30 protein-coding genes are annotated in these 23,593 nt (G+C 66.7%); 10 read left to right on the top strand and 20 right to left on the bottom strand.

The window, feature by feature from the left end; translation table 11 throughout:
• Positions 1 to 57: 57 nt before the first annotated feature.
• The 11 genes from I4484_RS09395 to I4484_RS09345 form a co-directional block, all read right to left on the bottom strand.
• Complete coding sequence (locus I4484_RS09395; RefSeq protein WP_197450684.1) at positions 58 to 1,026, bottom strand: branched-chain amino acid transaminase; 969 nt, start codon at positions 1,024 to 1,026, stop codon at positions 58 to 60.
• Between the two features lie 29 nt (positions 1,027 to 1,055).
• Positions 1,056 to 2,168 (bottom strand): class II histone deacetylase, encoded by a 1,113-nt coding sequence (locus I4484_RS09390; RefSeq protein ID WP_197450683.1) that lies wholly within the window; start codon positions 2,166 to 2,168, stop codon positions 1,056 to 1,058.
• On the bottom strand, positions 2,165 to 3,106 hold the full coding sequence (locus I4484_RS09385) for an ornithine cyclodeaminase family protein (protein ID WP_197450682.1): 942 nt from the start codon (positions 3,104 to 3,106) through the stop codon (positions 2,165 to 2,167). Before I4484_RS09385 ends, I4484_RS09390 begins: the two co-directional genes overlap by 4 nt.
• A 1-nt stretch (position 3,107) precedes the next feature.
• Positions 3,108 to 3,464, bottom strand: coding sequence for a RidA family protein (locus I4484_RS09380; protein WP_197450681.1), 357 nt, complete (start codon positions 3,462 to 3,464; stop codon positions 3,108 to 3,110).
• Between the two features lie 65 nt (positions 3,465 to 3,529).
• A complete protein-coding gene (locus tag I4484_RS09375; RefSeq protein WP_197450680.1) occupies positions 3,530 to 4,564 on the bottom strand; it encodes a histone deacetylase family protein in 1,035 nt (344 codons plus the stop codon).
• Positions 4,565 to 4,590: 26 nt separating this feature from the next.
• Positions 4,591 to 5,868 carry a TRAP transporter large permease gene (locus I4484_RS09370; protein WP_197450679.1) on the bottom strand — a complete coding sequence of 426 codons (1,278 nt, stop codon included), beginning with the start codon at positions 5,866 to 5,868 and terminating at the stop codon, positions 4,591 to 4,593.
• The gene (locus I4484_RS09365; RefSeq protein ID WP_197450678.1) at positions 5,865 to 6,425 is read right to left on the bottom strand and encodes a TRAP transporter small permease; all 561 of its coding nucleotides are present in this window, start codon (positions 6,423 to 6,425) and stop codon (positions 5,865 to 5,867) included. The genes I4484_RS09370 and I4484_RS09365 overlap by 4 nt, the downstream gene beginning before the upstream one ends.
• 72 nt (positions 6,426 to 6,497) lie before the next feature.
• Positions 6,498 to 7,571 (bottom strand): TRAP transporter substrate-binding protein DctP, encoded by a 1,074-nt coding sequence (dctP, locus tag I4484_RS09360; RefSeq protein ID WP_197450677.1) that lies wholly within the window; start codon positions 7,569 to 7,571, stop codon positions 6,498 to 6,500.
• A gap of 99 nt (positions 7,572 to 7,670) precedes the next feature.
• On the bottom strand, positions 7,671 to 8,450 hold the full coding sequence (locus tag I4484_RS09355; RefSeq protein WP_197450676.1) for an AraC family transcriptional regulator: 780 nt from the start codon (positions 8,448 to 8,450) through the stop codon (positions 7,671 to 7,673).
• 95 nt (positions 8,451 to 8,545) lie between these two features.
• On the bottom strand, positions 8,546 to 8,836 hold the full coding sequence (locus I4484_RS09350; protein WP_197450675.1) for a hypothetical protein: 291 nt from the start codon (positions 8,834 to 8,836) through the stop codon (positions 8,546 to 8,548).
• A 98-nt stretch (positions 8,837 to 8,934) separates the two neighbouring features.
• Positions 8,935 to 9,114, bottom strand: coding sequence for a hypothetical protein (locus I4484_RS09345; RefSeq protein WP_197450674.1), 180 nt, complete (start codon positions 9,112 to 9,114; stop codon positions 8,935 to 8,937).
• A 161-nt stretch (positions 9,115 to 9,275) separates the two neighbouring features.
• Here I4484_RS09345 and I4484_RS09340 point away from each other — a divergent pair, with 161 nt between their 5' ends.
• Together I4484_RS09340 and I4484_RS20975 are read left to right on the top strand one after the other, a co-directional pair.
• Positions 9,276 to 10,484: an MFS transporter gene (locus I4484_RS09340; protein WP_197450673.1), complete on the top strand. Its 1,209-nt coding sequence runs from the start codon at positions 9,276 to 9,278 to the stop codon at positions 10,482 to 10,484.
• Positions 10,481 to 10,606, top strand: a complete 126-nt coding sequence (locus I4484_RS20975; protein ID WP_267956287.1) for a hypothetical protein — start codon at positions 10,481 to 10,483, stop codon at positions 10,604 to 10,606. The genes I4484_RS09340 and I4484_RS20975 overlap by 4 nt, the downstream gene beginning before the upstream one ends.
• A 10-nt stretch (positions 10,607 to 10,616) precedes the next feature.
• Here the strand turns inward: I4484_RS20975 and I4484_RS09335 are convergent, their stop codons facing one another.
• Complete coding sequence (locus I4484_RS09335; protein WP_197450672.1) at positions 10,617 to 11,564, bottom strand: LysR substrate-binding domain-containing protein; 948 nt, start codon at positions 11,562 to 11,564, stop codon at positions 10,617 to 10,619.
• Positions 11,565 to 11,690: 126 nt separating this feature from the next.
• On the opposite strand from I4484_RS09335, the gene I4484_RS09330 reads away from it, so the two are divergent.
• The 5 genes from I4484_RS09330 (at position 11,691) to I4484_RS09310 (ending at position 15,604) form a co-directional block, all read left to right on the top strand.
• On the top strand, positions 11,691 to 12,560 hold the full coding sequence (locus tag I4484_RS09330) for a pirin family protein (RefSeq protein ID WP_197450671.1): 870 nt from the start codon (positions 11,691 to 11,693) through the stop codon (positions 12,558 to 12,560).
• Between the two features lie 74 nt (positions 12,561 to 12,634).
• Positions 12,635 to 13,267, top strand: coding sequence for an isochorismate family cysteine hydrolase YcaC (gene ycaC / locus I4484_RS09325; RefSeq protein ID WP_197450670.1), 633 nt, complete (start codon positions 12,635 to 12,637; stop codon positions 13,265 to 13,267).
• A gap of 65 nt (positions 13,268 to 13,332) precedes the next feature.
• Positions 13,333 to 13,908: an antibiotic biosynthesis monooxygenase gene (locus tag I4484_RS09320; protein WP_197450669.1), complete on the top strand. Its 576-nt coding sequence runs from the start codon at positions 13,333 to 13,335 to the stop codon at positions 13,906 to 13,908.
• Positions 13,909 to 14,004: 96 nt separating this feature from the next.
• Positions 14,005 to 14,946, top strand: coding sequence for a pirin family protein (locus tag I4484_RS09315; RefSeq protein ID WP_197450668.1), 942 nt, complete (start codon positions 14,005 to 14,007; stop codon positions 14,944 to 14,946).
• A gap of 49 nt (positions 14,947 to 14,995) precedes the next feature.
• Positions 14,996 to 15,604, top strand: a complete 609-nt coding sequence (locus I4484_RS09310; protein ID WP_197450667.1) for an NADPH-dependent FMN reductase — start codon at positions 14,996 to 14,998, stop codon at positions 15,602 to 15,604.
• A gap of 104 nt (positions 15,605 to 15,708) precedes the next feature.
• Here I4484_RS09310 and I4484_RS09305 read toward each other — a convergent pair whose 3' ends face one another.
• Positions 15,709 to 15,888 carry a hypothetical protein gene (locus I4484_RS09305; RefSeq protein ID WP_197450666.1) on the bottom strand — a complete coding sequence of 60 codons (180 nt, stop codon included), beginning with the start codon at positions 15,886 to 15,888 and terminating at the stop codon, positions 15,709 to 15,711.
• A 193-nt stretch (positions 15,889 to 16,081) separates the two neighbouring features.
• Between I4484_RS09305 and I4484_RS09300 the strand changes: the two genes are divergently transcribed.
• The gene (locus I4484_RS09300) at positions 16,082 to 17,173 is read left to right on the top strand and encodes a patatin-like phospholipase family protein (RefSeq protein WP_197450665.1); all 1,092 of its coding nucleotides are present in this window, start codon (positions 16,082 to 16,084) and stop codon (positions 17,171 to 17,173) included.
• Positions 17,174 to 17,176: 3 nt separating this feature from the next.
• Here I4484_RS09300 and I4484_RS09295 read toward each other — a convergent pair whose 3' ends face one another.
• From I4484_RS09295 to corA, 3 genes are read right to left on the bottom strand one after another with little or no spacing between them, the layout of a single operon-like run.
• Positions 17,177 to 18,058 carry a DMT family transporter gene (locus tag I4484_RS09295; protein WP_197450664.1) on the bottom strand — a complete coding sequence of 294 codons (882 nt, stop codon included), beginning with the start codon at positions 18,056 to 18,058 and terminating at the stop codon, positions 17,177 to 17,179.
• Positions 18,059 to 18,099: 41 nt separating this feature from the next.
• Positions 18,100 to 18,855 carry an AraC family transcriptional regulator gene (locus I4484_RS09290; RefSeq protein ID WP_197450663.1) on the bottom strand — a complete coding sequence of 252 codons (756 nt, stop codon included), beginning with the start codon at positions 18,853 to 18,855 and terminating at the stop codon, positions 18,100 to 18,102.
• 22 nt (positions 18,856 to 18,877) lie between these two features.
• Positions 18,878 to 19,963 carry a magnesium/cobalt transporter CorA gene (gene corA / locus I4484_RS09285; protein ID WP_197450662.1) on the bottom strand — a complete coding sequence of 362 codons (1,086 nt, stop codon included), beginning with the start codon at positions 19,961 to 19,963 and terminating at the stop codon, positions 18,878 to 18,880.
• Positions 19,964 to 20,261: 298 nt separating this feature from the next.
• On the opposite strand from corA, the gene I4484_RS09280 reads away from it, so the two are divergent.
• Positions 20,262 to 20,846 (top strand): VOC family protein, encoded by a 585-nt coding sequence (locus I4484_RS09280; protein WP_197450661.1) that lies wholly within the window; start codon positions 20,262 to 20,264, stop codon positions 20,844 to 20,846.
• 152 nt (positions 20,847 to 20,998) lie between these two features.
• Complete coding sequence (locus I4484_RS09275) at positions 20,999 to 21,445, top strand: VOC family protein (protein ID WP_234283501.1); 447 nt, start codon at positions 20,999 to 21,001, stop codon at positions 21,443 to 21,445.
• Between the two features lie 49 nt (positions 21,446 to 21,494).
• On the opposite strand, the gene I4484_RS09270 is transcribed toward I4484_RS09275, so the two are convergent.
• Genes I4484_RS09270 through I4484_RS09255 form a run of 4 tightly spaced genes read right to left on the bottom strand, consistent with a single transcriptional unit; the run spans position 21,495 to position 23,593 of the window.
• Positions 21,495 to 21,839 carry a TfoX/Sxy family protein gene (locus I4484_RS09270; RefSeq protein WP_197450660.1) on the bottom strand — a complete coding sequence of 115 codons (345 nt, stop codon included), beginning with the start codon at positions 21,837 to 21,839 and terminating at the stop codon, positions 21,495 to 21,497.
• Positions 21,836 to 22,561, bottom strand: coding sequence for a lipoate--protein ligase family protein (locus I4484_RS09265; RefSeq protein WP_197450659.1), 726 nt, complete (start codon positions 22,559 to 22,561; stop codon positions 21,836 to 21,838). The genes I4484_RS09270 and I4484_RS09265 overlap by 4 nt, the downstream gene beginning before the upstream one ends.
• A 14-nt stretch (positions 22,562 to 22,575) precedes the next feature.
• Positions 22,576 to 23,346: a 2-oxo acid dehydrogenase subunit E2 gene (locus I4484_RS09260; protein ID WP_234283502.1), complete on the bottom strand. Its 771-nt coding sequence runs from the start codon at positions 23,344 to 23,346 to the stop codon at positions 22,576 to 22,578.
• Positions 23,347 to 23,356: 10 nt separating this feature from the next.
• On the bottom strand, positions 23,357 to 23,593 hold the full coding sequence (locus I4484_RS09255; protein ID WP_159551539.1) for a lipoyl domain-containing protein: 237 nt from the start codon (positions 23,591 to 23,593) through the stop codon (positions 23,357 to 23,359).

The raw sequence follows: 23,593 nt of genomic DNA, 5'->3' as shown, positions 1-23,593 counted from the left end.
GCAGTCTATATATGGCGATGCGCGTCTCGAAGCGGAGGGCACCCTCGGACGAATGGCTCAGGCGGGGGTCAACCAGGCACGAAAGGCAGTCAGATCGCCAGCCAGTTCCGCTCGCGTGACTCGACGATAGAGCTGCTGAAGCTTCGCCGTCACGGAATCCTCGGCGATCGGCTGCCCCGGGAGGGGCGCGCCGGCGCGTGCACCGACATGGCGCCCGTCGAGCTCCCGCAGCGGCAGGATCTCGGCGGCGGTGCCGGTGACGAAGGCTTCGTCGGCGATGTAGAGCTCGTCGCGGGTGATACGCCGCTCCCTCACCTCGATGCCCAGCACGTCGCGCGCCAACTGAATCACGCAGTCGCGAGTGATGCCCTGCAGGCAGGAAGTCACCTCCGGCGTGTGCAGCACGCCGTCGCGCAGCAGGAAGACGTTGGCCGCGGAGGCCTCGGCCACGTAGCCCTCGGGGTCGAGCATGATGGTCTCGTCGAAGCCCGCCTTGACGGCGGTATTGAGCGCCAGCATCGAGTTGACGTAGTGGCCGTTAGTCTTTGCCCGGCACAGGCTGATGTTGACGTGGTGCCGCGCCCAGGAGGAGGTCAGTGCCCGCAGGCCGAGCGAAGCCGCCTCCGCCGAGATGTAGTCGCCCAGGTCCCAGGCGGCGATCATCACGTGCACCGAGAGCCCCTTGGCACGCAACCCCAGACCTTCCGCGCCGAAGAACACGGTGGGCTTGAGGTAGGCATTGCGCAGCTCGTTGCGCACCAGGCACTGGCGCTGGGCCTCAATCAGCGTCGCCTCGTCGAAGGCGACCGGCATGTCCAGCGCGTGGGCGCTGTCGAGCAGACGCCGGGTATGCTCGGCAACGCGGAACAGGTGGGTTCCCTGCGCCCCGGCATAGGCGCGCACGCCCTCGAAGCAGCCCATGCCGTAATGCAGGGTGTGTGTCAGCAGGTGGCTCTGCGCCTCTCGCCATGGCAACCACTCGCCGTCCCGCCATATCCACCCATCTCGATCATAGAGCGGCGTCATATCGTCCTCGTCGGTTCTGATAGGTTGTTTCAGAGCGGAGCGGCACGCCGCCAGCCCTCGCACCAGCCGTCGATCAGGGCACGCTGATGCGGCTGCAGCGACTGGTAGGCCCAGGCGGCGATCTCGTCGTTCTGCGGGTCCGGCACCTCGATGCGACTGCCCGACAGGGTCTGGATCACCGCGTGCCCGCACAGCGGCACGTAGCCTTCGGAGTAGCCGCCCTCGTGGATCATCACCAGCTTGCCGTCGCTGATGCGCGCCGCCAAGGCCTTGAGCTGCTGGGTCATGGCGGCGAAGGCCGAACTGTTGAGCATCATCTTGCCCAGCGGATCCTTGCCGCAGGCGTCATAGCCGCAGGCCACCACGATCAGGTCGGGGGCAAAGCCGCCGATGGCGGGCAGCACCAGCTCCTGCATGGCGTAGCGGTAGGCGTCGATGCCGCTGCCGGGCGGCATCGGCAGGTTGAGATTGGCGCCATACCCCGCGCCTTCGCCCAATTCCTCGAAGTCACCGCTGTCCAGCGGATAATTGCCGGCCTGGTGAATCGACACGGTGAGGACATCGGGGTCGTCGTAGAAGGCCTCCTGCTGGCCGTTGCCGTGGTGCACGTCCCAGTCGAGGATCGCCACGCGCCTGACCTGCCCCAGCGCCCGGGCCCGCATCACCGCGACCGGAATGTTGCCGAGCAGGCAGAAACCACGCCCGCGATCGGCTTCGGCATGGTGCCCCGGCGGCCGACACAGGGCATAGGCGTTGGCCAGCTCGCCGGTGGCCACCGCCTCCACCGCGGCGATTGCCAGGCCCGCCGACTGTTTCGCCGCCGCCAGGCTGCCCGGCGTGAAGGGCGCGCATTCGCCGGCGTCGCCGCCCCGGGTCAGCTCGCCCTCCTCGAGTTCGTCCAGGTAGCGCCCGGTATGGAAGCGCGCCAGGTCCTCGCGGCTCGCCGGCGACGCCTTGCGCACGTCGAGCTCGTCGATCAGCCCCGACACCTCGAGCAGGTTCTTCAGCCGGCGCTTGCTCTCGGGGCTCTCCGAGGCAGGCTGGGGCTGCAGGAACTCGCCGGGCGCCGAGAACACGCCGATGGCGCCCGGGTCGTGCCAGAAGCAGCGCTCATGCCAGTAAAAGCCTGTTCGACGCTTCATGCACGCTTCTCCAACTGCTCCCAGACCTCGATGGCCGCCGCCAGATCTTCCAGCGAAGCGCCGACCGACTTGAACACGGTAATCGCCTCGGCCGAGCGGCGCCCGGCCTTCTCGCCACGCAGCAGCTCCGCCAGCTCGGCGGCAATGTCGTCGAAAGCGAACGCCCCCTCGTCGATCGCCTGGAGAATGTCGCCCGCCTCGCCCCGGGCGCCGGCATAGGTATCGACGTACACCTCGCCACGCCGCAGGCACTCGGCGTCGGTTTCGCGCATGCTGGGGCGGAACGCGCCGATCAGGTCGAGATGGGTGCCGGGCGCGAGCCACTCGCCGCGTATCAGCGGTTCGCTGGAGAGCGTGACGCAGCTGATCAGGTCGGCGTCACGGGCGGCCGCCTCGAGATTCTCGACCGCCGCACAATCGAACCTGTCGGCGTACTCGGCAGCCAACCGTCGTGCCTTCTCCGGGTTGCGGCCCCAGACTCGCACGCGCTTGATCGGACGCACCGCGGCATGGGCTTCGATCACCATGGGCGCCAGCTTGCCGGTGCCCACCACCAGCAGCGTCTCGACATCCTCCCGAGCCAGCTCGCGAGCGGCCAGGGCCGAGGCCGCCGCGGTGCGCCGCCGGGTCAACTCGCTGCCGTCGAGGCAGGCAAGCGGGCGCCCATGGGCGCCCTCGCTGAGCAGGTAGACGCCGGCAATGGCCGGCAGGCCATGGTCGGCATTCTGCGGAAAGACATTGACCATCTTCACGCCGATATAGCCGGCCCGCTCCCAGGCCGGCATCAACAGCATGGTGGCCTCGCCGTCGGGCCGCTGCATGGCATGGTGATGGCGCGGCGGTGACTCCACGCCCTCCCGGAACGTCAATGCCAGGCGCTCGACCAGCGCCGGCCAGGGCAGCGCGCCAGCGACTTCCTCGGCGGTGACGATACGCATCTCAAGCCTCCGGCAGCGCCGCGACCACCATGATCTCGACCTTCCATTCAGGCTTGGCCAGCTTGGCCTCGAGGGCGGCGCGCACCGGCGGGCGGCCCGGCACCACCCAGGCTTCCCAGGCCGCGTTCATCTGATCGAACTCCGCCATGTCGGTGACCCACACCTGGGCCGAGATCAGGTGCTCCTTGGCGCTGCCGGCCTCGGCCAGCAGCTCGTCGATGCGCGCCAGCACCTGCTCGGTCTGGCCACGCATGTCGGCCGTGGCGTCGCTCGGTACCTGGCCGGCCAGGTAGACGGTTCCGTTGTGCACGGCGATCTGGCTCATGCGGGCATTGCTGTGATGGTACTGAATGGTCATGTCGTCTCTCTCGATGGAAGTGAATTGGGTCGAACAGCGAATACTTGCACGTCCGCGGCCTGACGTCAGCCGCTGCTGAAGCCATTCATGAAGGCGGCCAGGTTGTCGCCCAAGTGCTCAGTGGGATAGCCGCCCTCCTGTACCAGCACGACGGGCCGGGCCAACTGAGCCAAGCGTCGGCCGACCGCTTCGAAATCCGCGGTCTCGAGCGTCATGCCGGCCAGCGGGTCGTCACGATGGGCGTCCAGTCCCAGCGCGATCACCACCGCCTCGGGACGAAACGCTTCCAGGCGCGCGATCAATACCTCCAGCGCCTCGAGGAAGGCGGCGCCATCGCTGCCCAGTGGCAGCGGCAGGTTGACGTTGGCACCCAGCCCCTCGCCCATGCCCTCCTCATTGGCCCCGCCCCAGAAGAAGGGGTAGAAATCGGCGGGATCGACATGCAGCGAGCCGGTCCAGACGTCGTTCCGATAATAGAAGATGTCCTGGGTGCCATTACCGTGGTGCAGGTCGACATCGAGAATGGCGACCCGCGAGAAGTGCTCGCGCAGCACGATGGCCGCCAGCGCCGAGTTGTTGAGGAAGCAGAAGCCACCCGCCCGGTCCGGCCCGGCGTGGTGCCCCGGAGGGCGACACAGTGCGTAGGTGGTGCCGTGGCCACCGATCAGCGCCTCGGCCGCCGCCTGGGCCGTGGCCGCGCTGGCCAGGATGCCGCGGAAGCTGTCGGCACCGATGGGACACGCCATGTCGTGGAGATGCCAGCCCGCCTGCCCTACCGGATGACGCGGGTAGTGATGGCCGCCGCCGCATGGGTGGATATTGGGCATCACCAGTTCGGAGGCCCCCGGCAGCTCGCGCCAGCGGGCATGAATGGTCTCGAGGAAACTCAGGTAGCGCGGCGTGTGAATGCTTGCCAGGCGGCTGCGCAGCCGCGGGCTGTCGATATCCTCGGGCTCGTGCAGCACGAGGCCCATTGTCTCCAGGCCCTTGGCCAACAGCTCGGCTCGCACCGGTCCCTCGGGGGAAGCGGTGAGCTGGCCACGCACCAGGAAGGCGCCGGGCGCGTGGGATGCCTGGTCGGGATGGTAGAAAAGCTTCATCGTGTCGGTCCTTGCATTCGCATTCCTCAGTCAAGCAGCGAGGGAATCCAGGTAGAGAGTGCCGGAAAGGCCGCCAGCAGCAAGATCACCGCCAGGAACGCCACGTAGAACGGCAGAGACGCGAGGATCGCCCGCTCGTAGGGCACGTTGGCGATGCGTGCCGCCGTCATCAGGGTCATCCCCACCGGCGGCGTCACGTTGGAGATATTGAGCACCACGATCATCAGGATGGCAAAGTGTAGCGGATCGAAGCCAAGCTGGATCATCGCCGGCACCAGCACCGGCGCCACCACGACCAGCGCCGGCAGCACGTCCATCACGGTACCGATCAGGATCAGCAGCACACACACCAGCATCAGTTGGAGGAACGCCGAGTCGCTGAAGGTGGTGATCAGCCCTGCCGCATCGCGGGCGATCCCCGAGCGCGTCACGAACCAGCCGAGCACCGCCGAAGTGGCGAGCAGAAAGAACACCACGCCGGAGAAGCGTACCGTCACCACCAGCGCGTGCCAGATCTTCCTCCAGTCGAGGTTGCGGTAGAGCAGCACGCCGATCGCAATGGCATAGACCGCAGCAAACCCGGACGCCTCGGTGATGGTGGTCAGGCCCGAGAGTATGCCGCCCAGGATGATCAGCGGCACGATCATCGCCGGCAGCGCCGCCAGGAACGACAGCATCGCCACCTTGATGGGCGTCGGCGTCTGCTTGGGATAGCCGCGCTTCCAGGCCAGGTAGAAGCTGACCCCGAGCAGTGCCAGCGCCATCAGCAGACCCGGGACGATACCGCCGGCGAACAGGTCGATCACCGAGATGTCGCGCAGCAGCGTGGCGTAGACCACCATCACCACGCTGGGCGGGATGATGGGCCCGATGATCGACGAGCAGGCGGTGATCGCTGCCGCATACTCGGCGTCGTAGCCCTGGCGCTTCATCTCGGGGATCATGATCTTGCCGATCGCCACGGTATCGGTGATCGCCGCCCCGGTAAGGCCGGCGAAGAATACCGAGACCGAGACATTGACGTGGGAGAGCGCCCCACGCACGCGCCCGAACAGGGCATTGTTGAAGGCGATCAGCTTGTGGGTCAGCCCGCCCTGGTTCATCAGCTCGGCGGTGAAGATGAAATAAGGCACGGCAATCAGCAGGAAGCCGGACACACCGGAGAACATGCGGTCGGCGATGATCCCGAGCATGCGCTCGCCGCCCATGGCATAACCGCCGGCCAGGCCGGAGAGCGCCATTACCACCGCGACGGGCGCGCCGATCAGGAGCAGGATGGCGAAGGTCAGGATCGCAGGCGTCATGCGTGCTCCTCCGTTTCGGTGGTCTCGGTGTCAACGGTCTCGATCAGCTCCTTGATGGCCGTCTCGTCGTCGATGAAATGCTCGAGCAGCGCGAAACCCTGAACCAGGTGGAGCAGAATGATGGCACCGCTGACGGGCATCACGACGGCAGTGAACTTGCCGGGGATCTGGATGCGATCCGAGACCATGTAGACCTGGGAGGCACCGAGGAAATAGTCCCTGCCGTACCACAGCAGCAGCAGACCGAACACGCCGATCACCGCCAGGCATAGACCGGCCGCGAGCTTGAGCAGTACCCGCGGCAGGCTGCGCACCAGCAGCGTCATCGCCACATGTTCACCGTAGCGCAGCGAGATGGTCATCGAGAGAAAGCCGATCCAGGGCAGGAACAGACGCGCCAGCGAATAGGTCCAGCTGAGCGAGCTGCCCGTGGCCAGCTTGTAGAGAAACGCCGTGAACGAGATGCCCAGCATGATCAGCACGCAGGCCACGCAGATCACGATTGCCGCCTGGTTGACCGTGTCGCTCAGGCGACGCAGGGGTTGGAGGAATGGCATCGGAAAGCCTCGAAGGGCCCCATGACCGGGCTTGCTGGCCATGGGGCGACGTTGAGCAGGCAGAGCGGTGGGTTACTGGCCGTAGACCGACACGTCCGTCCGTGACACCTCCTCCCCCACCCGAGCTACCTCGTCGAGGAAGGCATCCACCCGCTCGGCCTCGATGCCGAAGTCATCCACGATCCACGCCTTCCAGGCCGGCCGGGCGACGTCGGCCATTCGCTCGCGCTGCTCGGGCGGCATGATGTAACACGCCTCGAAGCGCTCGCAGGACTCTTCCCAGCTGGCGGTGGCCAGCGCCCCCGACATGCCGTGGGAGAGCTCGATGGCCTCGCGCGCCGAAGTGACGATGGCGGCCTGCTGCTCCTCGCTCAGCCCCTGGAACCACTCCTCGCTGACAAGCCAGGCGGCGCTGTTGTAGACGTGGCCGGTAAGCGTGGTGTAGTCGGTCACCTCGTCGAAGTTGAAGGTGGTATTGAGCACCGGCGCATTGAACTGACCGTCGGCCAGGCCGGTCTCCAGCGCGGTGATCAGCTCGCCCCACGGCAGCGGCGTGGCCGAAGCGCCCAGCGCCTTCATGATGGCGACGTGCCCCGGGTTCTCCTCGGTACGGATGTTGAGCCCTTCCAGGTCCTCGACCGTCTCGATCAGCCGCTCATTGTTGGTGAACGCCACGAAGCCGCCGCCGTCGTCGAAGGTGCCCAGGTAGCGCATGTCGGCTTCCTCGATGGTGCCGGACATGAAGTCGGCAAACCACTCGCTGTCGAAGAAGGCCCAGGCCTGGCGCCAGTTGTCGAACAGGAAGGGGGCGGTCATCAACTGGTAGTCGTCATAGAAGGAGGACATCGCCCCCGTAGTGATGATCGTCGACTGCAGGGTGCGCCCGCCCTGAACTTCCGAGGCGGTCTCCACCTCGGAGCCGAGCTGTCCGCCGCCGAAGATCACCACCTCCACGTCACCGTCGGTACGGGTCTCGACCAGGTTCTTGAAGTGCACCAGCGCGGGATAGACCTCATTGTTGCCCATGTCCTCGGGCAACAGCGTGGCAATGGCCATTTCATGGGACTGCGCCTGGGCATCGGCGCCGGCGACGGCCAACGGCAGCACGGCGAGCGCGGCCAGGCGGGGCAGCGACTTCGGGGACATGATCCACCTCGTTGTGATTGTGCTTTGGGGTCTCCCTTCCAGCCTAGGGGGAGACCTGCCCCCGCATTTGCCCGCGGCTCCTCTCTTCTTGCCCCAGGCTCAGCGATCGCGACGCTCGGTGGAGGGAGACAGTTGGAAATGGCGCCGGTAGGCGCGGCTGAAGCTGCCCTGGTCGCGAAAGCCGACCAGCGACGCCACATGCCCCAGGCTCAGGCCGCTGTGTCGGACCAGGGCCCGGGCGTGATCCAGCCGGCGCTGCTGGACATACGCCACCGGCGTGACGCCGGTCAAGTCGCGAAACAGAGCATGGAAATGACCCGGACTGAGCGCGCACAGCGCCGCCAGCTGGTCGACGCGGATTTCGTCGGCCAGGTGCCGATCGATCCAGGCGTTGAGGCGCTGAAGATCGATCCGCTCGCCGGAGCGACAGCCGGCCAGGGACGCGGTCGTGCCGGTGGGTAGCTCGTCCTCGAGCTGAAGATAGAGCGCGCGCAGCAGCAAGGCGGCGATCTCGCTATGCAGCGCCGGGAACTGCTCGAGCTGTGCCATCAGCGTGACAGCAAGATGATTGAGGCGGGGCGACACGGGAAAGAAGCGCGGGCGCTCGAACAAGCGCTGCAAGCTGTCGCCGTCGCGCCGGTCGCCCAGGGCGGCAAGCGACACGTCGAGCACCAGCGTTCGGTTACGCCCGTCGCCCTGGTATTCATGATGGTGGGCGCAGGGAATCAGGCAGCCGCGGCCGCCGGTGACGCGATCGCCGACGCCCTCGATCGCGAGTTCGGTGGTGCCGCAGGTCGCCAGGATCAGTTGGTGATGCGAATGGGCATGCGCGACATGCTCGTGCCCCAGATTGGAGGTGCGCAGGTCGAGAAGAGCCATGACGGTTTCTTGGGGTCCGTTCAGTCAGGGGTAACACCTACCCTACTCCGACATGAAGCGGGACGAAACCGTTGGCACCGCTCGCGGACAAGCGGTCAGCAGTTTCCCTTCATGGCATGCCCCGGCGGACAGAAGCCTCCACGGTGACGATAACGATCGCGATAGCGGCGGCCGTCGCGATAACGCCTATCATCGTGGTAGTAATGGCGCTCCACGTAGCGATCGTGGTGCCGGTGACGGTGCCCGTCCCCGTGATAGTGGCGATGGGAGCCGTCCACCACCACGAGAGGTTCGGGCGTGATGCGTGCCGGCGAGTAACTGCAGCCGGCCAGGGCCAGCATGAGAGGCACGCAGGCCAGGGTAAGCAAGCGCAGGGACGTTTTCATGCCAATTCACCTCATGGGGTCAAGAGCCTGGGACGCCCCTCGGTTCCGTGCGAAGTCATTGTTACTGATCAGTCTAGCCCGCCTTGGGAGGCGTTGGCTCAACAGCGGCCTTTCTTGGCCTGCCCCGGCGGACAGAAGCCGCCTCCGTGATGCCCGCCATGGCCATCGTCGATGATGACCAGCGGCTCGGATTTGATACGTGCCGGCTGGTAGCTGCAGCCCGCCACCAGCAGGGCAGCCAGGATCAGAAGGAAAGGAAACAACAGGCGCCGTGACATGACGTATCTCCAGGTTGACGAACACTGTTCATGATAGCGAATCACGCAGCATTTACACATGTGGCACGGCGGCTACAAACCTGTCGCCGTTCGACGACATTGCCAGCCTGTCGCGAAAGCGCGATAGTGCCGTATTCATTAGTCTGCAAACAGGACGAGTCATGGACGCCCTTCGCCGCCACTCGCTGCTGCTGATCCTGCTCGGCAGCCTGGTCATTTCGCTGGCCATGGGGCTGCGCCATGGCTTTGGCCTGTTTCTTGAGCCGATGAGCAGTGAGTTGGGCTGGGGGCGCGAAGTGTTCGCCTTTGCCCTGGCGCTGCAGAACCTCATCTGGGGCTTCGCCCAGCCCTTCACCGGCGCGCTGGCCGACCGCTTCGGTGCGGCCCGGGTGGTCGCCGTCGGCGGCATGCTCTATGCCCTCGGCCTGCTGTTCATGGGGCTTTCCGAGTCGGCGCTGGGCATGTCGTTCTCTGCCGGGCTGCTGATCGGCCTGGGGCTTTCGGGTACCACCTTCTCGGTGATCCTCGGCGCCGTCGGCCGCGCCGTGGCACCCGAGAAACGCAGCATGGCCATGGGGATCGTCAGCGCGGCGGGCTCGTTCGGCCAGTTCGCCATGCTGCCGGGCACCCTGGGCCTGCTCGGCTGGCTCGGCTGGTCGGCCGCGCTGCTGGCGATGGGCGCCCTGGCCGCCATGATGGTGCCGCTCGGCGCCATGCTGAAGGACCGCCCCTCCGCTCGTCAGGCGACGGATCTCTCGCTGCGCGCTGCGCTGGACGAGGCCGCCGGACACCGCGGCTTCTGGTTGCTGTGCCTGGGCTTCTTCGTATGCGGCTTCCAGGTGGTGTTCATTGGCGTGCACCTGCCCGGCTACCTGTTCGACAACGGTCTGGCCGTACAGGTGGGCAGTACCACCCTGGCGCTGGTCGGGCTGTTCAACATCTTCGGCACCTACACTGCCGGCTGGCTGGGGGGCATCTTTTCCAAGCCCCGCCTGCTCAGCTGGCTCTACTTGACCCGCGGCGCGGTGATCGCCGCCTTCGTGTTCCTGCCGCTGAGCCCGGCCAGCGCCTACCTGTTCGGCATCGCCATCGGCCTGCTGTGGCTCTCCACGGTGCCGCTGACGAATGGCATCGTGGCCTCGGTGTTCGGCGTGCGCCACCTCTCCATGCTCGGTGGCATCGTCTTCCTGTTTCACCAGGTCGGTTCGTTCACCGGCGTATGGCTCGGCGGTATGCTCTACGACCAGCATGGCGACTACGACGTGGTCTGGAAGCTCGCCATCCTGCTCTCCGTGGCAGCCGCCCTTCTGCACTGGTTCATCAGCGAGGCCCCCATCAAGCGCGCTGCCATTCAGGAGGCCCAGGCATGAGCCGGGTTCAACTGGTGAGGCTTGCCGCCCTGCTGGCTCTCGGTGTCGCCCTGGCCCTGGTGTGGTGGGGCTGGCAGAACGCCGATGCGTCGCTGCTGCTGCTCGGCACACGGCTGTGCTGAGCTAGCGGCATCATGCCCCATCTTCCTTCATCGCCACGGCCAGGGCGGTCTGGCTGGTAAAGTCGATCTCGTCGATGTTCTCGGCCAGGAAGTCGAGCAATGCCCGCACCGCGGGAAGGACGCCGCGCCGCGACGGAAAGACGGCGTGCAGGATCCCTCCCCGCGGCTCCCAGCCCGGTAGCACATCGACGAGACGCCCCGCCTGCAGGTCCTGCCCTGCCACAAGCAGCGCCAGCTTGACCACACCCAGGCCCGCCAGCGCGGCCTGGTGCAGCGTCTCGGCATTGTCGGTGACCAGACGGGGGTGGTGACGAATCTCAGCCGTCGCGCCCTCGGGGCCGTCGAGCGCCCAGTCATGCTGCCTGCCCACCTGATCGAAGTCGAGGCTCGGCAAACCGGCCAGGTCGCCCGGCGCCCGCGGCATCGGCCACGCCTCGAACAGGGCGGGTGCGGCCACCAGGCGCTGGGGGCTGCGCGACAGTACCTTCATCGAGAGATCGCTGTCCTCGAGCGGCGGAAAGCGCACGCGGATGGCCATGTCGAAGCCCTCCCTGATCACGTCGACCCGGCGGCTGGTGGCCTCCACCTGTACCTCCACGTCGGGACACTGGGCCATGAAGCGGACCAGCAGCGGAGTGATCAGGTAGTGCAGCAGGCTCGGCGGACAGCTCAGCCGCACCGTGCCACGCGGTAGCGCCAGATTGCGCTGGACCAACTCCTCGGCGGCCTCCGCCTCCACCAGCATCGCCGCGCAGTGGCGGTAGTAGGCCTGGCCCAGCTCGGTGACCGACAGATGGCGCGTCGAACGATGAATCAGCCGGGCACCGAGCCGTTCCTCCAGCTGGGCGATACGCCGGCTCAGCTTCGACTTGGGGATGCCGAGGGCGCGTCCGGCCGGGGCGAAACCGCCATGATCCACCACCTGCACGAAGTAATAGAGATCATTCAGATCCTGCATATCATCTCGTTCTCATTGTCCTGTTTATAGAACGCAGCGTGTAAATTATACCCTCTACTGCCGCCTTCGTTCTCCTCATAAGCTTCCTGTATCGGGTCAACGCCCAATCCATGCAGGAGCCCAACCATGAAGAAGATCCACGGTATCTATGGCGCCCCACGCGGCCACTGGGTCGGCGACGGCTTCCCCGTGCGCTCGCTGTTCGCCTATGACCGCCTCGGCGCCGACCACCTGAGCCCCTTTCTACTGCTCGACCATGCCGGCCCGCACGACTTCGCCCCGGCAAGCCGGCCGCGGGGCGTCGGCGCTCACCCACACCGCGGCTTCGAGACCGTGACCCTGGTCTACCAGGGTGAACTGGAGCATCGCGACTCCACCGGCAGCGGCGGACGTATCGGCGAGGGTGACGTGCAATGGATGACCGCCGGGGCCGGCATCGTCCACGAGGAGTTCCACTCCAGCGACTTCACGCAGCAAGGCGGCACCCTGGAAATGGTGCAGCTGTGGGTCAACCTGCCGGCCGAGCACAAGTCGGCACCGGCGGCCTACCAGACGCTGCTCGACGCCGACATTCCCCGCGTGGCACTGCCCGGCCGCGCCGGCGAACTGCGGGTGATCGCCGGCAGGTACGGCGGCCAGGAAGGACCGGCCCACACCTTCACCCCGATCGAGGTGTGGGACCTGCGCCTCGCGCCGGGCGGCGAGACGACCCTGAGAGTTCCCGAGGGACACACCACGCTGCTGGTAGTGCTCGAGGGAACGGTACAAGTCAACGGCGATGCCTTGGTACGTGACGCCGGCCTGGTGTGCTTCGAGCGCCGGGGCGACGAGATACGCCTGGAGGCCAACAACGACGCCAAGCTGCTGCTGCTCGCCGGGGTGCCCCTGGACGAACCGGTGGTGGGCTACGGCCCCTTCGTGATGAACAGCGAGGCCGAGATTCACCAGGCCTTTGCCGATTTCCAGGCCGGCAAGTTCGGACGCCTGGAGGGTTAGCGGCCTGCCGCCCCCAACCGCGCCCGGCTCCCCCTGACCGGGCGCTTCACTCGAGAAAGCCAAGGAGAAACGAGATGTCCTTTACCTACAACCGCCTGAACAAGGACGATGTCGCCCTGCTGATGGTCGACCACCAGTCCGGCCTGCTCTCGCTGGTGCGCGACTTCAGCCCCGACGACTTCAAGAACAACGTGCTGGCCCTGGCCGACATCGCCAAGTTCTTCGAGATCCCCACCATCCTCACCACCAGCTTCGAGGACGGCCCCAACGGCCCGATGGTGCCCGAGCTCAAGGCAGCCTTCCCCGATGCGCCCTACTTCGCGCGCCCCGGTCAGATCAACGCCTGGGACAACGAGGAGTTCGTCGCAGCGGTCAAGGCCACCGGCAAGAAGCAGCTGCTGATCGCCGGCGTGGTGACCGAGGTGTGCGTCGCCTTCCCGGTGCTCTCGGCGCTGGAGGAAGGTTTCGAGGTGTTCGTGGTCACCGACGCCTCAGGCACCTTCAACCAAACCACCCGTGAGGCGGCCTGGGATCGCATGTCGCAGGCCGGTGCCCAGCTGATGACCTGGTTCGGCGTCGGCTGTGAGCTGCACCGCGACTGGCGCAACGACATCGAGGGCTTCGGTGGCCTGCTGGCCGGCCACCTGCCCGCCTACGCCAACCTGATCCAGAGCTACGAGCAGCAGAGCCTGGCGCACAAGCGTTGAGGTAACAGGGCCCGGCTTCTGCCGGGCTCTACTCAACTGACTACCCACCGCCGTGGAGGCTCCCCATGTCCGTTTCCGAACCCGCCCCTTCGGCTCACTGCGAGGGGGCAACGATCCAGATCCACCACCGGGTCAGGCCCGAGGCCAGGGCTCGCTACGAAACCTGGCTGCGCCAGATCATCGAGGCGGCCGGCCGCTTTCCCGGCCATCAGGGAGTGCACATCCTGCGTCCTCCCGAAGGTCATCATGACTACGAGATCGCCGTGCGCTTCGCCAGCGACGCCGACGCCCGGCGCTGGCGGGAGTCGCCCGAGCGCCGCGAGCTGATGGGGACCATCCAGCCCGACCTGCAACAGGCCGAGCGGGTGGAGATCGTCAGCGGCATCGACTACTGGTTCACCCCGCCCACGCCCGCCGGCAAGCAGCCGACGCGCTGGAAACAGTGGCTGGTGACCACGGCGGTGATCTGGCCCCTGACCATGATCGTGCCGCTGCTGTGGCTGCCGCTCTTCGGCCTGCTACCGGCGCTGGACACCTGGGGCATCCGTCACGGCCTGGTGGCCGCCACCATCGTGGGCCTGGTGGTCTACGCCATCATGCCGCGGGTGGTGAAACTGGTGGCGCCCTGGCTGTTTCGTTAGCCATGGCCAACCCCGACGGGCAGTGCCGCAAGCGAGAACCTATGCTGAAACCAGCCTGACTGCCCCTCCCACTGCGTTCTTCCTTGGAAAACGACAATGAGCAACCTCGTCAACGACGCCGATCTCTCCTCCTCCTTGGACTGCCCCATCGTCGACGGCAAGCGTCAGGTGCAGCACGTCGCGCCGCGCACGGCCGACGTCGGCGGCATCCCCGTCAACCGTGTGCTGCCCTCTCGCCATCGACGCCTGATCGGTGCCTGGTGCTTCCTCGATCATGCCGGCCCGGCGGTATTCAAGGGCGACGCACGCGGCCTGCGCGTCGGTCCCCACCCGCACATCGGCCTGCAGACCTTCACCTGGATGATCGAGGGGGAAGTGCTGCACCGCGACAGCCTGGGCAACGAGCAGGTGATCCGCCCCGGCCAGGTCAACCTGATGACGGCCGGCCGCGGGATCAGCCACACCGAGGAGTCGGTACCCGGCGAGTCGCACCTGCATGCCACCCAGCTCTGGATCGCCCTGCCCGAAGCCAACCGCCGCACCGAGCCGCGCTTCGACCACTATCCGCAGTTACCCCGCTGGCACGAGGGAGACGTCGAGCTGACCCTGCTCACCGGCGAGTTCGCCGGCCAGCGGGCACCGACGCTGGCTTTCTCGCCGCTGGTGGGCCTGGACCTGGCGGCAGCCTCCGGCGGCTCGCTGGCACTGCCGCTGCGCGAGGACTTCGAATACGGTCTGCTGCCGCTGGAAGGCGAGCTCGGCATCGAAGGCGAACACTTCGCCACCAACGAGCTGGCCTATCTGGGTCGTGGGCGCCGCCAGCTCGCTCTCGAGCTGCCCGCAGGCGGACGCGCGATCCTGGTCGGCGGCGAACCGCTGGGCGAGGAGATCCTGATCTGGTGGAACTTCGTCGGCCACAGCAAGGCCGAGATCATCGAGGCCCAGCGCGACTGGGAAGCCGGCAGCGAACGCTTCGGGCACATTCCCCAGTACGCCGGCGAGCGCCTGGAGCCACCGCCCTTGCCCTGGCGGGAATGACACCCCGAGAGCCACTGACCGACCACCTACAAAAAGGAATGCTTCGCCCATGACGACCTCCACCCCACCGCGCATCCTGGTCTTCGCCGGCAGTGCCAGAGAGAACTCCTTCAACAAGCGCCTGGCCCGCCTGGCCGCCGAACGGGTCGAGCATGCCGGCGGCCAGGCGACCTTCATCGACCTGCGCGACTACCCGCTGCCCCTCTACGACGGCGATCTGGAAAACCGCGAGGGCCTGCCGGCCAGTGCTAGAAGTCTGCAGGGCTTGCTTGCCGATCATCAGGGCCTGCTGCTGGCCTCGCCGGAGTACAACGGCTTCATCACGCCGCTGATGAAGAACACGCTGGACTGGATGTCGCGCTCGGACGGTGAGCGCAGCGGCCTGGCCCTGTTCACCGACCAGGTGGCGGCAGTGGTCTCCGCCTCACCGGGCGCGCTGGGCGGCATGCGCAGCCTGGCGCTGATCCGCCAACTGCTCAGTAACCTCGGCGTGACCGTGCTCCCCAGCCCGCTGGCCGTACCGCGCGCTGCCCAGGCCTTCGGCGAGGATGGCCAGCTGGCGGACGAAAGCCAGCGCGAACGCCTGGACGCTCTTTGTCAGCGGCTGGTCACGACACTGGCCAAGCTACACGCTGCCGATAGCACAAGCGACTCATGAACGCTGCCGCGCCGACCACCACGGCGCAAGCCAAGGCGCCCATGCCGCACGGCATGGGCGCTGTCGATGGTTGCCATCGCCGCTTGCGGCGTGGCTTCGGGGCGTCAGAGGTAGAACTTGGCAAGCTTGCGCGGAGGGCGCTTGCCCTTGGTCGACGTGGTGAGACGCGGGCTGTCCCAGATGGTCAGGAAGCGCTCGGCAGTCGGAGCGGTCGGGGGTTCGTCGGCCTCGCGACGAGCCGCCAGCGGAAGATCCCAGATGGTGGAAAAACGCAGTGTGGTCATGGTTCGCTACGGCCCCTGAGGTACCGCCTCCGGCACGTTTATGGAATGGTTTTTCAAATTATCCCTTTTCTTAGACTTTAGTTCAACCCTCGACAGGTCAACGGCCATCCTGACGCGCTTGCACAACGCTAACGGGCATGGCCGCCATGAGCCTCCTACACTGCAACGCAACATCAACGACACAGGAGATGGCATGCCCAGGGATGAACGCAAGCACATCGACCTCGCACTACAGGGCGGAGGCTCCCACGGCGCCTTGACCTGGGGCGTACTCGACCGGCTGCTGGAAGAGGAACGGCTGGAGATCGATGGCATCAGCGGCACCAGCGCGGGGGCGATGAACGCCGTGGTGCTGGCCGATGGCCTGCACCGCGGCGGCCGCCAGGGCGCACGCGAGGCGCTTGGCCGCTTCTGGCGTGGGGTCAGCGATGCCGCACGACTCTCACCCATTCAGCCGGCGCCATGGGACTGGCTGACGGGCACCGGCAGCCTCGATCATTCGCCGGGCTATCTGATGTTCGAGAGCCTGACCCAGCTCATCGCCCCGGCCAAGCTCAACCCACTGAAGATCAATCCGCTACGGGATCTGGTGTGCAAGCTGGTGGATTTCGAGCGTGTCAACGCCTGCCGCCGGGCCAAGATATACGTCACCGCCACCAATGTCCGGACCGGCCGGGCCAAGGTGTTTCGTCAACCGGAAATTTCAGTGGATACGGTGATGGCCTCGGCCTGCCTGCCGTTCATGTTTCCCGCGGTGGAAATCGACGGCGAGGCCTACTGGGACGGCGGCTACAGCGGTAACCCGGCGCTTTTCCCGCTGGTGGACGATATGGATTGCCAGGACCTGGTGGTGGTGCAGGTCAACCCGCTGGTACGCCAGAAACTGCCCGACAGCGCCCGGGACATCATCAACCGCATCAACGAGATCACCTTCAACACCAGCCTGATCAAGGAGCTGCGCAGCATCCAGCTGCTGCAACAGTTGATCGATGCCGAAGGCCTGGAGGTGGAGCGCTACCGCTCCATGCGCCTGCACCTGATCCACGCCGAACAGGAGGTGGAACAGCTCTCCGCCTCCAGCAAGTTCAACGCCCAGTGGGATTTCGTCTCGCGGCTGTATCGCCAGGGCCGCGGCTGGGCCGAGCTGTGGCTCGAACAACACTTCGATGCCATCGGCCAGCACTCCACCTTCGATCTCGATGCCGTGTTCGGCGACGGCTTCCGCCCGGTCGCGACCAAGGATCGCCGCCCCCACCGAGCGAAGCGCGATGAGGACGAGGCATGAGGGTCAGGCGGGGACAGGCGTGCGTCGGGAAAGCGCACCGCTGCCGATCAGCATGCCCAGGGTGATCACGCCTGCCGCCAGCGCCAGCAGGGGGGTGGCCTGCGCATAGCCGGCCATGATCAGCGCCAGCGTCGAGAGCAACGGCGTGGCGTAGGCCAGCAGCCCCAGCAAGTGCAGGTCGCCGTGCTTGACGCCGATGTCCCAGGTGAAGAAGGCACTGCCCACCGGCCCCAGGCCCAGGCCGAGGACGCCCAACCACTCGTTGCCCTGGGGCCAGCGGGTCGCCTCGAAGAGCCCGTGGCAGGCGAAGGCCAGCAGCGCCGTGACCAGGCAGAAGCCGCCCACGGCGCTGGTCGGCACCGCCTTCTTGGCCCGCGACAGCACCGAGTAGCCACTCCACACCAGGGCACAGGCGAAGGCGGCGCCATAGCCCAGCGCACTGCCCCCGGCGCCCAGGTCGCCGCCGATCAGCAGCGCCGCCCCGACGAAGCCCAGCAGCCCGCCCACCACGTGCCGTGCCAACAACCGCTCGCCCGGCAGCAGGCCGACGAACAGCACAATCAGCAGCGGCCAGAGATAGCTGATCAGCCCCGCGTTGGCCGGCGGTGCGTTCTGCTGGGCGACGAAATAGAGTGCGTGATAGCCGAACAACCCGCCGACACCCAGCGCCCACACCGAAGGGGCCTGGCGCAACGGCGCGACGAACGACTCGTGCCGCGCGAGGCTCCAAGCCAGAAAGCACAGGAAGGCAATGCCGAACGCCAGCCCGGTGAGCAGGAACGGCGGCACCGGCCCGGAGAGCTGGGTCAGGGTGGCGAGCAGCGCCCAGTTGAGAATGGTGGTGGCCCCGATGGCCGTGGCCTGACGGTGGGAGAGCGCGAACATGCGATGACCTCGTCAACAACATCGAGGCCTGAGCATGCCCTTCAGGTGACGCGGTCGCTTGTCGAATCCTGACCTCTGGACGCAGCGCCCCTCACCCTCGCCAGCCGGCGCCACTTGCTGGGCGATGCCTCATGATGCCGGCGGAAGGTCTTCGAAAAGTGGGCGCTGTCGGCGAAGCCGCAGGCCTGGGCCACTTCGGTGAGCGACGCATCGTCGACTCGCAGCAGCTCGCGAGCCAGCGCCAGCCGCTCGTGCACCAGCCACTCGTGGGGCGATTGCCCGGTCAACGCGCGAAACTGGCGGGCGAAGACGGCCTCGGCCAGATGACAACGCCGGGCCATCTCGCCTACGCGCCACGGATGCGCCAGGTCGCCGCGCATGGCGGGCAGCAGCTCGAGCAGCTTCAGCCGCGGTGGCGCCAAACGCCGGCCACCGGCGGCAAGCACTTGCTGCAGCCAGCCGGCCAGTGCCTGGCCCGAGCCGCCAAGCCCCTTCCCTTGCGCCACCAGCCGCTCCGGCAAACGCCGCGCCTGCCCCCGCATCAGCCCTTCGAATGCCAACGCCTCGCACCACGCCTCGGGCAGGTCGAGCACCAGCACGCGGTTGGCTCCCGGTGCCAGGTAGTGATGCACCTCGCCGCTGGCCACCGGAGCCAGCACGCCGCGCGTCACGTGCACGAGCCGCCCGGCCGACTCGAGTTCCAGCGCGCCGTCGAGTCCCAGCAGCAGCTGGTGAAACCCGTGGCGGTCGGTCAGCACGCGGTCGGGGTAGTGACGTGTCTCGGCGAGAAGTTCCATGCAGGCCCTTTCCTTGCAGCGCCTAGAACCAGCGCTTGCGCTTGAACCACACCACCATGCCGACGGCGACGGCGATCATGACCCCCCATACGACAGGATAGCCCCAGTACCAGCCGAGCTCTGGCATGGCGAAGGGACTGGTGGGATGCGCGAAGTTCATGCCGTAGACGCCGGCAATGAAGGTCAGCGGCATGAACACGGTGGCAACGATGGTGAGCTTGCGCATGCTCTCGTTGAGCCGGTGACTCATGCTGGAGAGATAGACGTCGAGCAGGCTCGCCGTCATGTCGCGGTAGCTCTCCACCAGGTCGATCACTTGCACCGTATGGTCGTAGACGTCGCGCATCCACAGCCGCGTATCGGGCGTAAACAGGTCGTTATGATCGCGCAACAGCTGGTTGATGACCTCACGGGTGGGCCAGAGGTAACGCCGCAGCATGATCAGTTCGCGCTTCAAGCCATGCAGGCGCTCCAGCGTCGAGCTGTCCGGCTGGTTGAGAATCTCGAGTTCCAGTTCCTCGATTCGCTCACCCACGCTGTCGAGCACCGGGAAGGCATGATCGACGGCGGCATCGAGCATGCCGTAGAGCAGGTCGTCCGGCTCGCCCAGGGCGCGCCCGCCGCTCTCCTTGAGGCGTCGCCGGAATACCACGAAAGGATCCAGCGTTTCGCCCATCACGCTGACGACGATGTTGGCCCCCATGAACAGCGACAGCTGGTACAGATGCAGGTCACCCTCTTCGTCGAGTTCGGGAATGCCCAGAATGACCACCAGCCCATCGTCGAAGCGCTCGACCTTGGGCCGCTGTCCACCATTGAGGATGTCCTCCTGGGCCAACGGATGCAGGCCCACCCGCTCGCCGAGCAGCTCCAGCTCCTCGGCCACGGGCAGCCCCTGCACGTGAAGCCAGCACAGCGGCCCCTCCGCGGCGGCCTCGGGAATCTCCGCGACCTCGATCTCCTGCATCGCGCCCCAGCGCCCCGCTTCGCGACGAGCCAGGTGGAACGTGGCAGGGCCGAGCAGGCCAGCCTGTTCCAGCGACAGTTCACGCAGGGTGCCCGGCGCCGTACCGGCCGGATGGTAGTGCTTCCTGAACAAACGGGTCATGAAGAGCGTCCTGGCAGTGCGACCCGTCCATACTGGCACGCTCCGGCCGCTCTTCGCACCCGCCTCATGCCCACACCTCGGCAAGGTTGCCGGGTACATGGCACGCCGGTGGCATATGCGTAACGTGACAGCTGTCACGGCACTGTATCGTCATGGTCACCCTTGCCCTCCCACTTTTGTCATCCCGGGTATGGAAAACAGTAGCTTACCTCGTGGATTCCGCTTTGGCATGCTCCTTGCCGTCTTCACCCTGGTGGCAACGCCACCATTAACAACGGCAATAACAAGGAGACATGCCATGAACAAGACACAATGGGTAGGGGCCGCCCTGGCAGCGCTACTGACGAGTCATACCGTCCAAGCCGAACTCCCGGGAATGCGCGGCACCCAGCACTTCGGCTTCACCGTGCCTGACCGGCAGGCGGCGGTGGATTTCTTCGTCGAGGTCATGGGTTGTGAAGCCTTCTTCACCATCGGCCCCTTCGGCCCCTTCGACGACGACTGGATGACCCAGAACCTCGACGTGCATGCCGAAGCCACCATCCCCGCCGCCCACCTCGTTCGCTGCGGCAACGGCACCAATCTGGAGATCTTCGAGTACACCGCCCCGGACCAGCGCACCGAGCAGCCGCGCAACAGCGACATCGGCGGACATCATATCGCCTTCTACGTCGATAACATGGATACGGCCGTGACCTATCTCCAGGCGCAAGGACTGGAGGTGTTGGGCGAACCCAAGACCTTTACCGAAGGCCCCATGAAGGGGCTGACCTGGGTTTACTTCATGGCGCCCTGGGGCATGCAACTGGAGCTGGTGAGTTCGCCCCACGGCATGGGCTACGAAGCCGACACCGGCAGCCGGCTGTGGGATCCACGCCACTGAGGGCATGTCAGCGGCGCCTAGCCGCGCCGCTGGCACAACGCCTAAGTGGTCCTGGACCTACGGCTCCTCAAACGATGGTGCCGGGTCGCCGGCGCACCAGGCAACGCTGGAGCCTCCCGGTTACCTGGACCATAGTGTCGATGACAGCGTCGATGAACGGGGTCGATGAGCGACAGGAGGCCGGCAACGCCATGCTGCCCATCCAAGGGATAGACCATCTGGTGCTACGCATCCGCGACACCGACGCCATGCTCGCCTTCTATTGCGACGTATTGGGCTGCACGGTGGAAAAACGTCAGGATGAGATCGGCCTGATCCAACTGCGCGCCGGACGCAGCCTGATCGACCTGGTACCCGTGGAAGGCCCGCTGGGACAGCGTGGCGGCGCCGCCCCGGGCCGCGAGGGGCGCAACCTAGATCACTTCTGCCTGCGCCTGGAACCCTTCGACGAGGCGGCGATACGCCGACACCTCGCCGCGCACGACATCGAGGCCGGCGAACTCGTGCAGCGCTACGGCGCCGAGGGTACGGGCCCCTCGCTCTACCTCGAAGACCCCGAAGGCAACACCCTCGAGCTCAAGGGGCCGCCCGACGCTTGAAGCCCAATGCATCGAGAAACCGGCAACCGGTGGCGTATCAAGCCGAGCCTCAGGGTTTCGTCTTGCGCTTGCCCGCCTGGGCACGCAAGGCCGCTTCGAAGGAGCGACGCGCCCAGGCCGCGGCCAGCTCGCGGTCCTCGAACAGCTCCTCCGGCGCCTGGTAGTAGGAGAGCCGGACGAACCGGCCACCCTTGTCGTAGCCGAACGGTTCGAGCCCCGCGCGCTCGAAGTCGCCCAGGTTGTACTCATCGACCTTGAGGTAGAGCGTCTCGTCGGCCACCAGGGCGAACATCAGGCCATCATGATAGATGCCGTGGCCGCCGAACATGCGCCGTGCGGCGATGGGGCCGAACAGCTCGAATACGTCACGCAGCGAATCCGTGTACTCGCTCACGTTGCCTCCTCCCGATCGGCCAGCCGTTGCAGCAGCTCCGGCAGCACTGACTCGACATCCAGACCCGGCAGCGCCTGAGAGAGTGCGACATGGCTTTCGGGCAGGAAGCGCTGAGGGTCGTCGATGGCCTCCTGAAAGGCATTGACGATGTCGACCAGTTCGGCCGGATCACCACCGACCTGCATGGCGCCGTGGACCAGCAGCGCCATGTCGCGACAGCCGCGCACCCGTCGCCAGCGCTGGGCGGTACCCACCAGCTTGCGGCCACAGATGCGCACGTTGAAGCGACCGTCGCAGTAGGCGCCGGGCGCCGACCCCAGGTCGGCGTCGGCGGCACCGAGCGCGGTGAGCCACTCGCACCAGGGGTCGCCAAGGCGATGGTAGCCCCACTCGAGATGGGCCGCGGAGCTGCCCACGCGACAGCGCAGCACCAGGGTCACGTTGACTACCTCGGGGCACTGCGGCACCGGCGTGCCGCCCGTGGCGCGAAACAGGATCGGCCAGCCCCGTTCGCGCAGGACCTGGCGTGCCGCAGGAAAGCCCTCGGTGCGCTCGTGGCGGCGCGGCATCACCAGGGCGCGATCCAGCGGCTGCCAGGCCAGCAGTTCGAACTGGCTCTCGCCCTGACAGACCGCATCGAGCCTGGCCTCCTCGGCGGCCAGCCCCTGCTCGACGCTGAGCCGCTGGAGCGCGCGGTCCAATCCAGGCGAAAGCGCCGTCATGTGGCTTCCTCCCTCTAGTCGTCGTTGACGCTCAGTTCGCTGTCGAACGCCTCGGGCGGCAACCCCTCGATGCGCTCGCACAGGGCATCGAGGAAGGCCGCCGCCGGAGCGCCGTTGACGGCGCGATGGTCGAAGGTGAGCGACAGGCCGATGACCGCCTCCTCTCGCCACCCTTGCGATGATGGCACGGCGCGCCGTTCCATCCCACCGATGCCGAGAATCGCCACCTGGGGCACGTTGAGTATCGGCGTAAAGTGGTGCACCCGCGAGCGGCCGAGATTGGAGACGGTGAAGGTGGCGCCGGTCAGTTCGCGCACGCCAAGCTTGCCGGCCTGGGCCCGTTCGACGAGCGTCCGGCGTGCCTCGGGCAACTGGCCCAAGCTCAGTTCCTGGGCATCGAAGAGTGCCGGCGCCACCAGCAGGTCGTCGGGCAGCGGTATGGCCAGCCCCAGGTGCACCGCGCCGTGCTGGACGATGCGATTCTCCTCCAGCGTGGCATTGAGTGCAGGGAAGTCGGACAGGGTCTGCACCACCAGGCGCAGCAGCAGGTCCTGCAGCGAGGGCACGACCTGCCCCCGCTCGCGGCAGCGCGAGCGCAGCGCTTCGAGGGCGCAGAGCCCGGCGCTGGCATGGTGGGTCAACTGGGCCGTGGTCTGCAGGCTTTGCTGCATCCTGGTCGCGATCATGCCGCGCATGCCCTTCAGCGGGATCTCCTTCGCCGCGGCAGGTGGTATGCCCGCCCCCGGGGGGCGGGTCTCGTCGTGTCGGGTCGTGGTGAGTTTCACAGCACTCTCCTCAGCTCTCGAGCGTGGCGATCACGCTGCCCTTTGCCACCACTTCGTCCTCCTCCTTGACGATGGCGAGCCTGCCCGAGAGCGGTGCCTCGATCTCGTACTGGGCCTTCTCCACCATCACCTCGGCGACCAGGTCGCCCTGGGCCACCTCGGCGCCGTCGCTCACCAGCCAGGAGGTGATCACCCCTTCGGTATCGCCTTCCCACAGGTCCTCGGGCACGGCTATTTCGGTCGTCAT

The sequence above is a fragment of the Halomonas sp. SS10-MC5 genome (assembly GCF_015992245.1).
In the GTDB taxonomy this organism is placed as follows: Bacteria; Pseudomonadota; Gammaproteobacteria; order Pseudomonadales; family Halomonadaceae; genus Halomonas; species Halomonas sulfidoxydans.
Note: the sequence above shows the minus strand (reverse complement) of the source record. Positions and strands in the feature narration are given on the sequence as shown.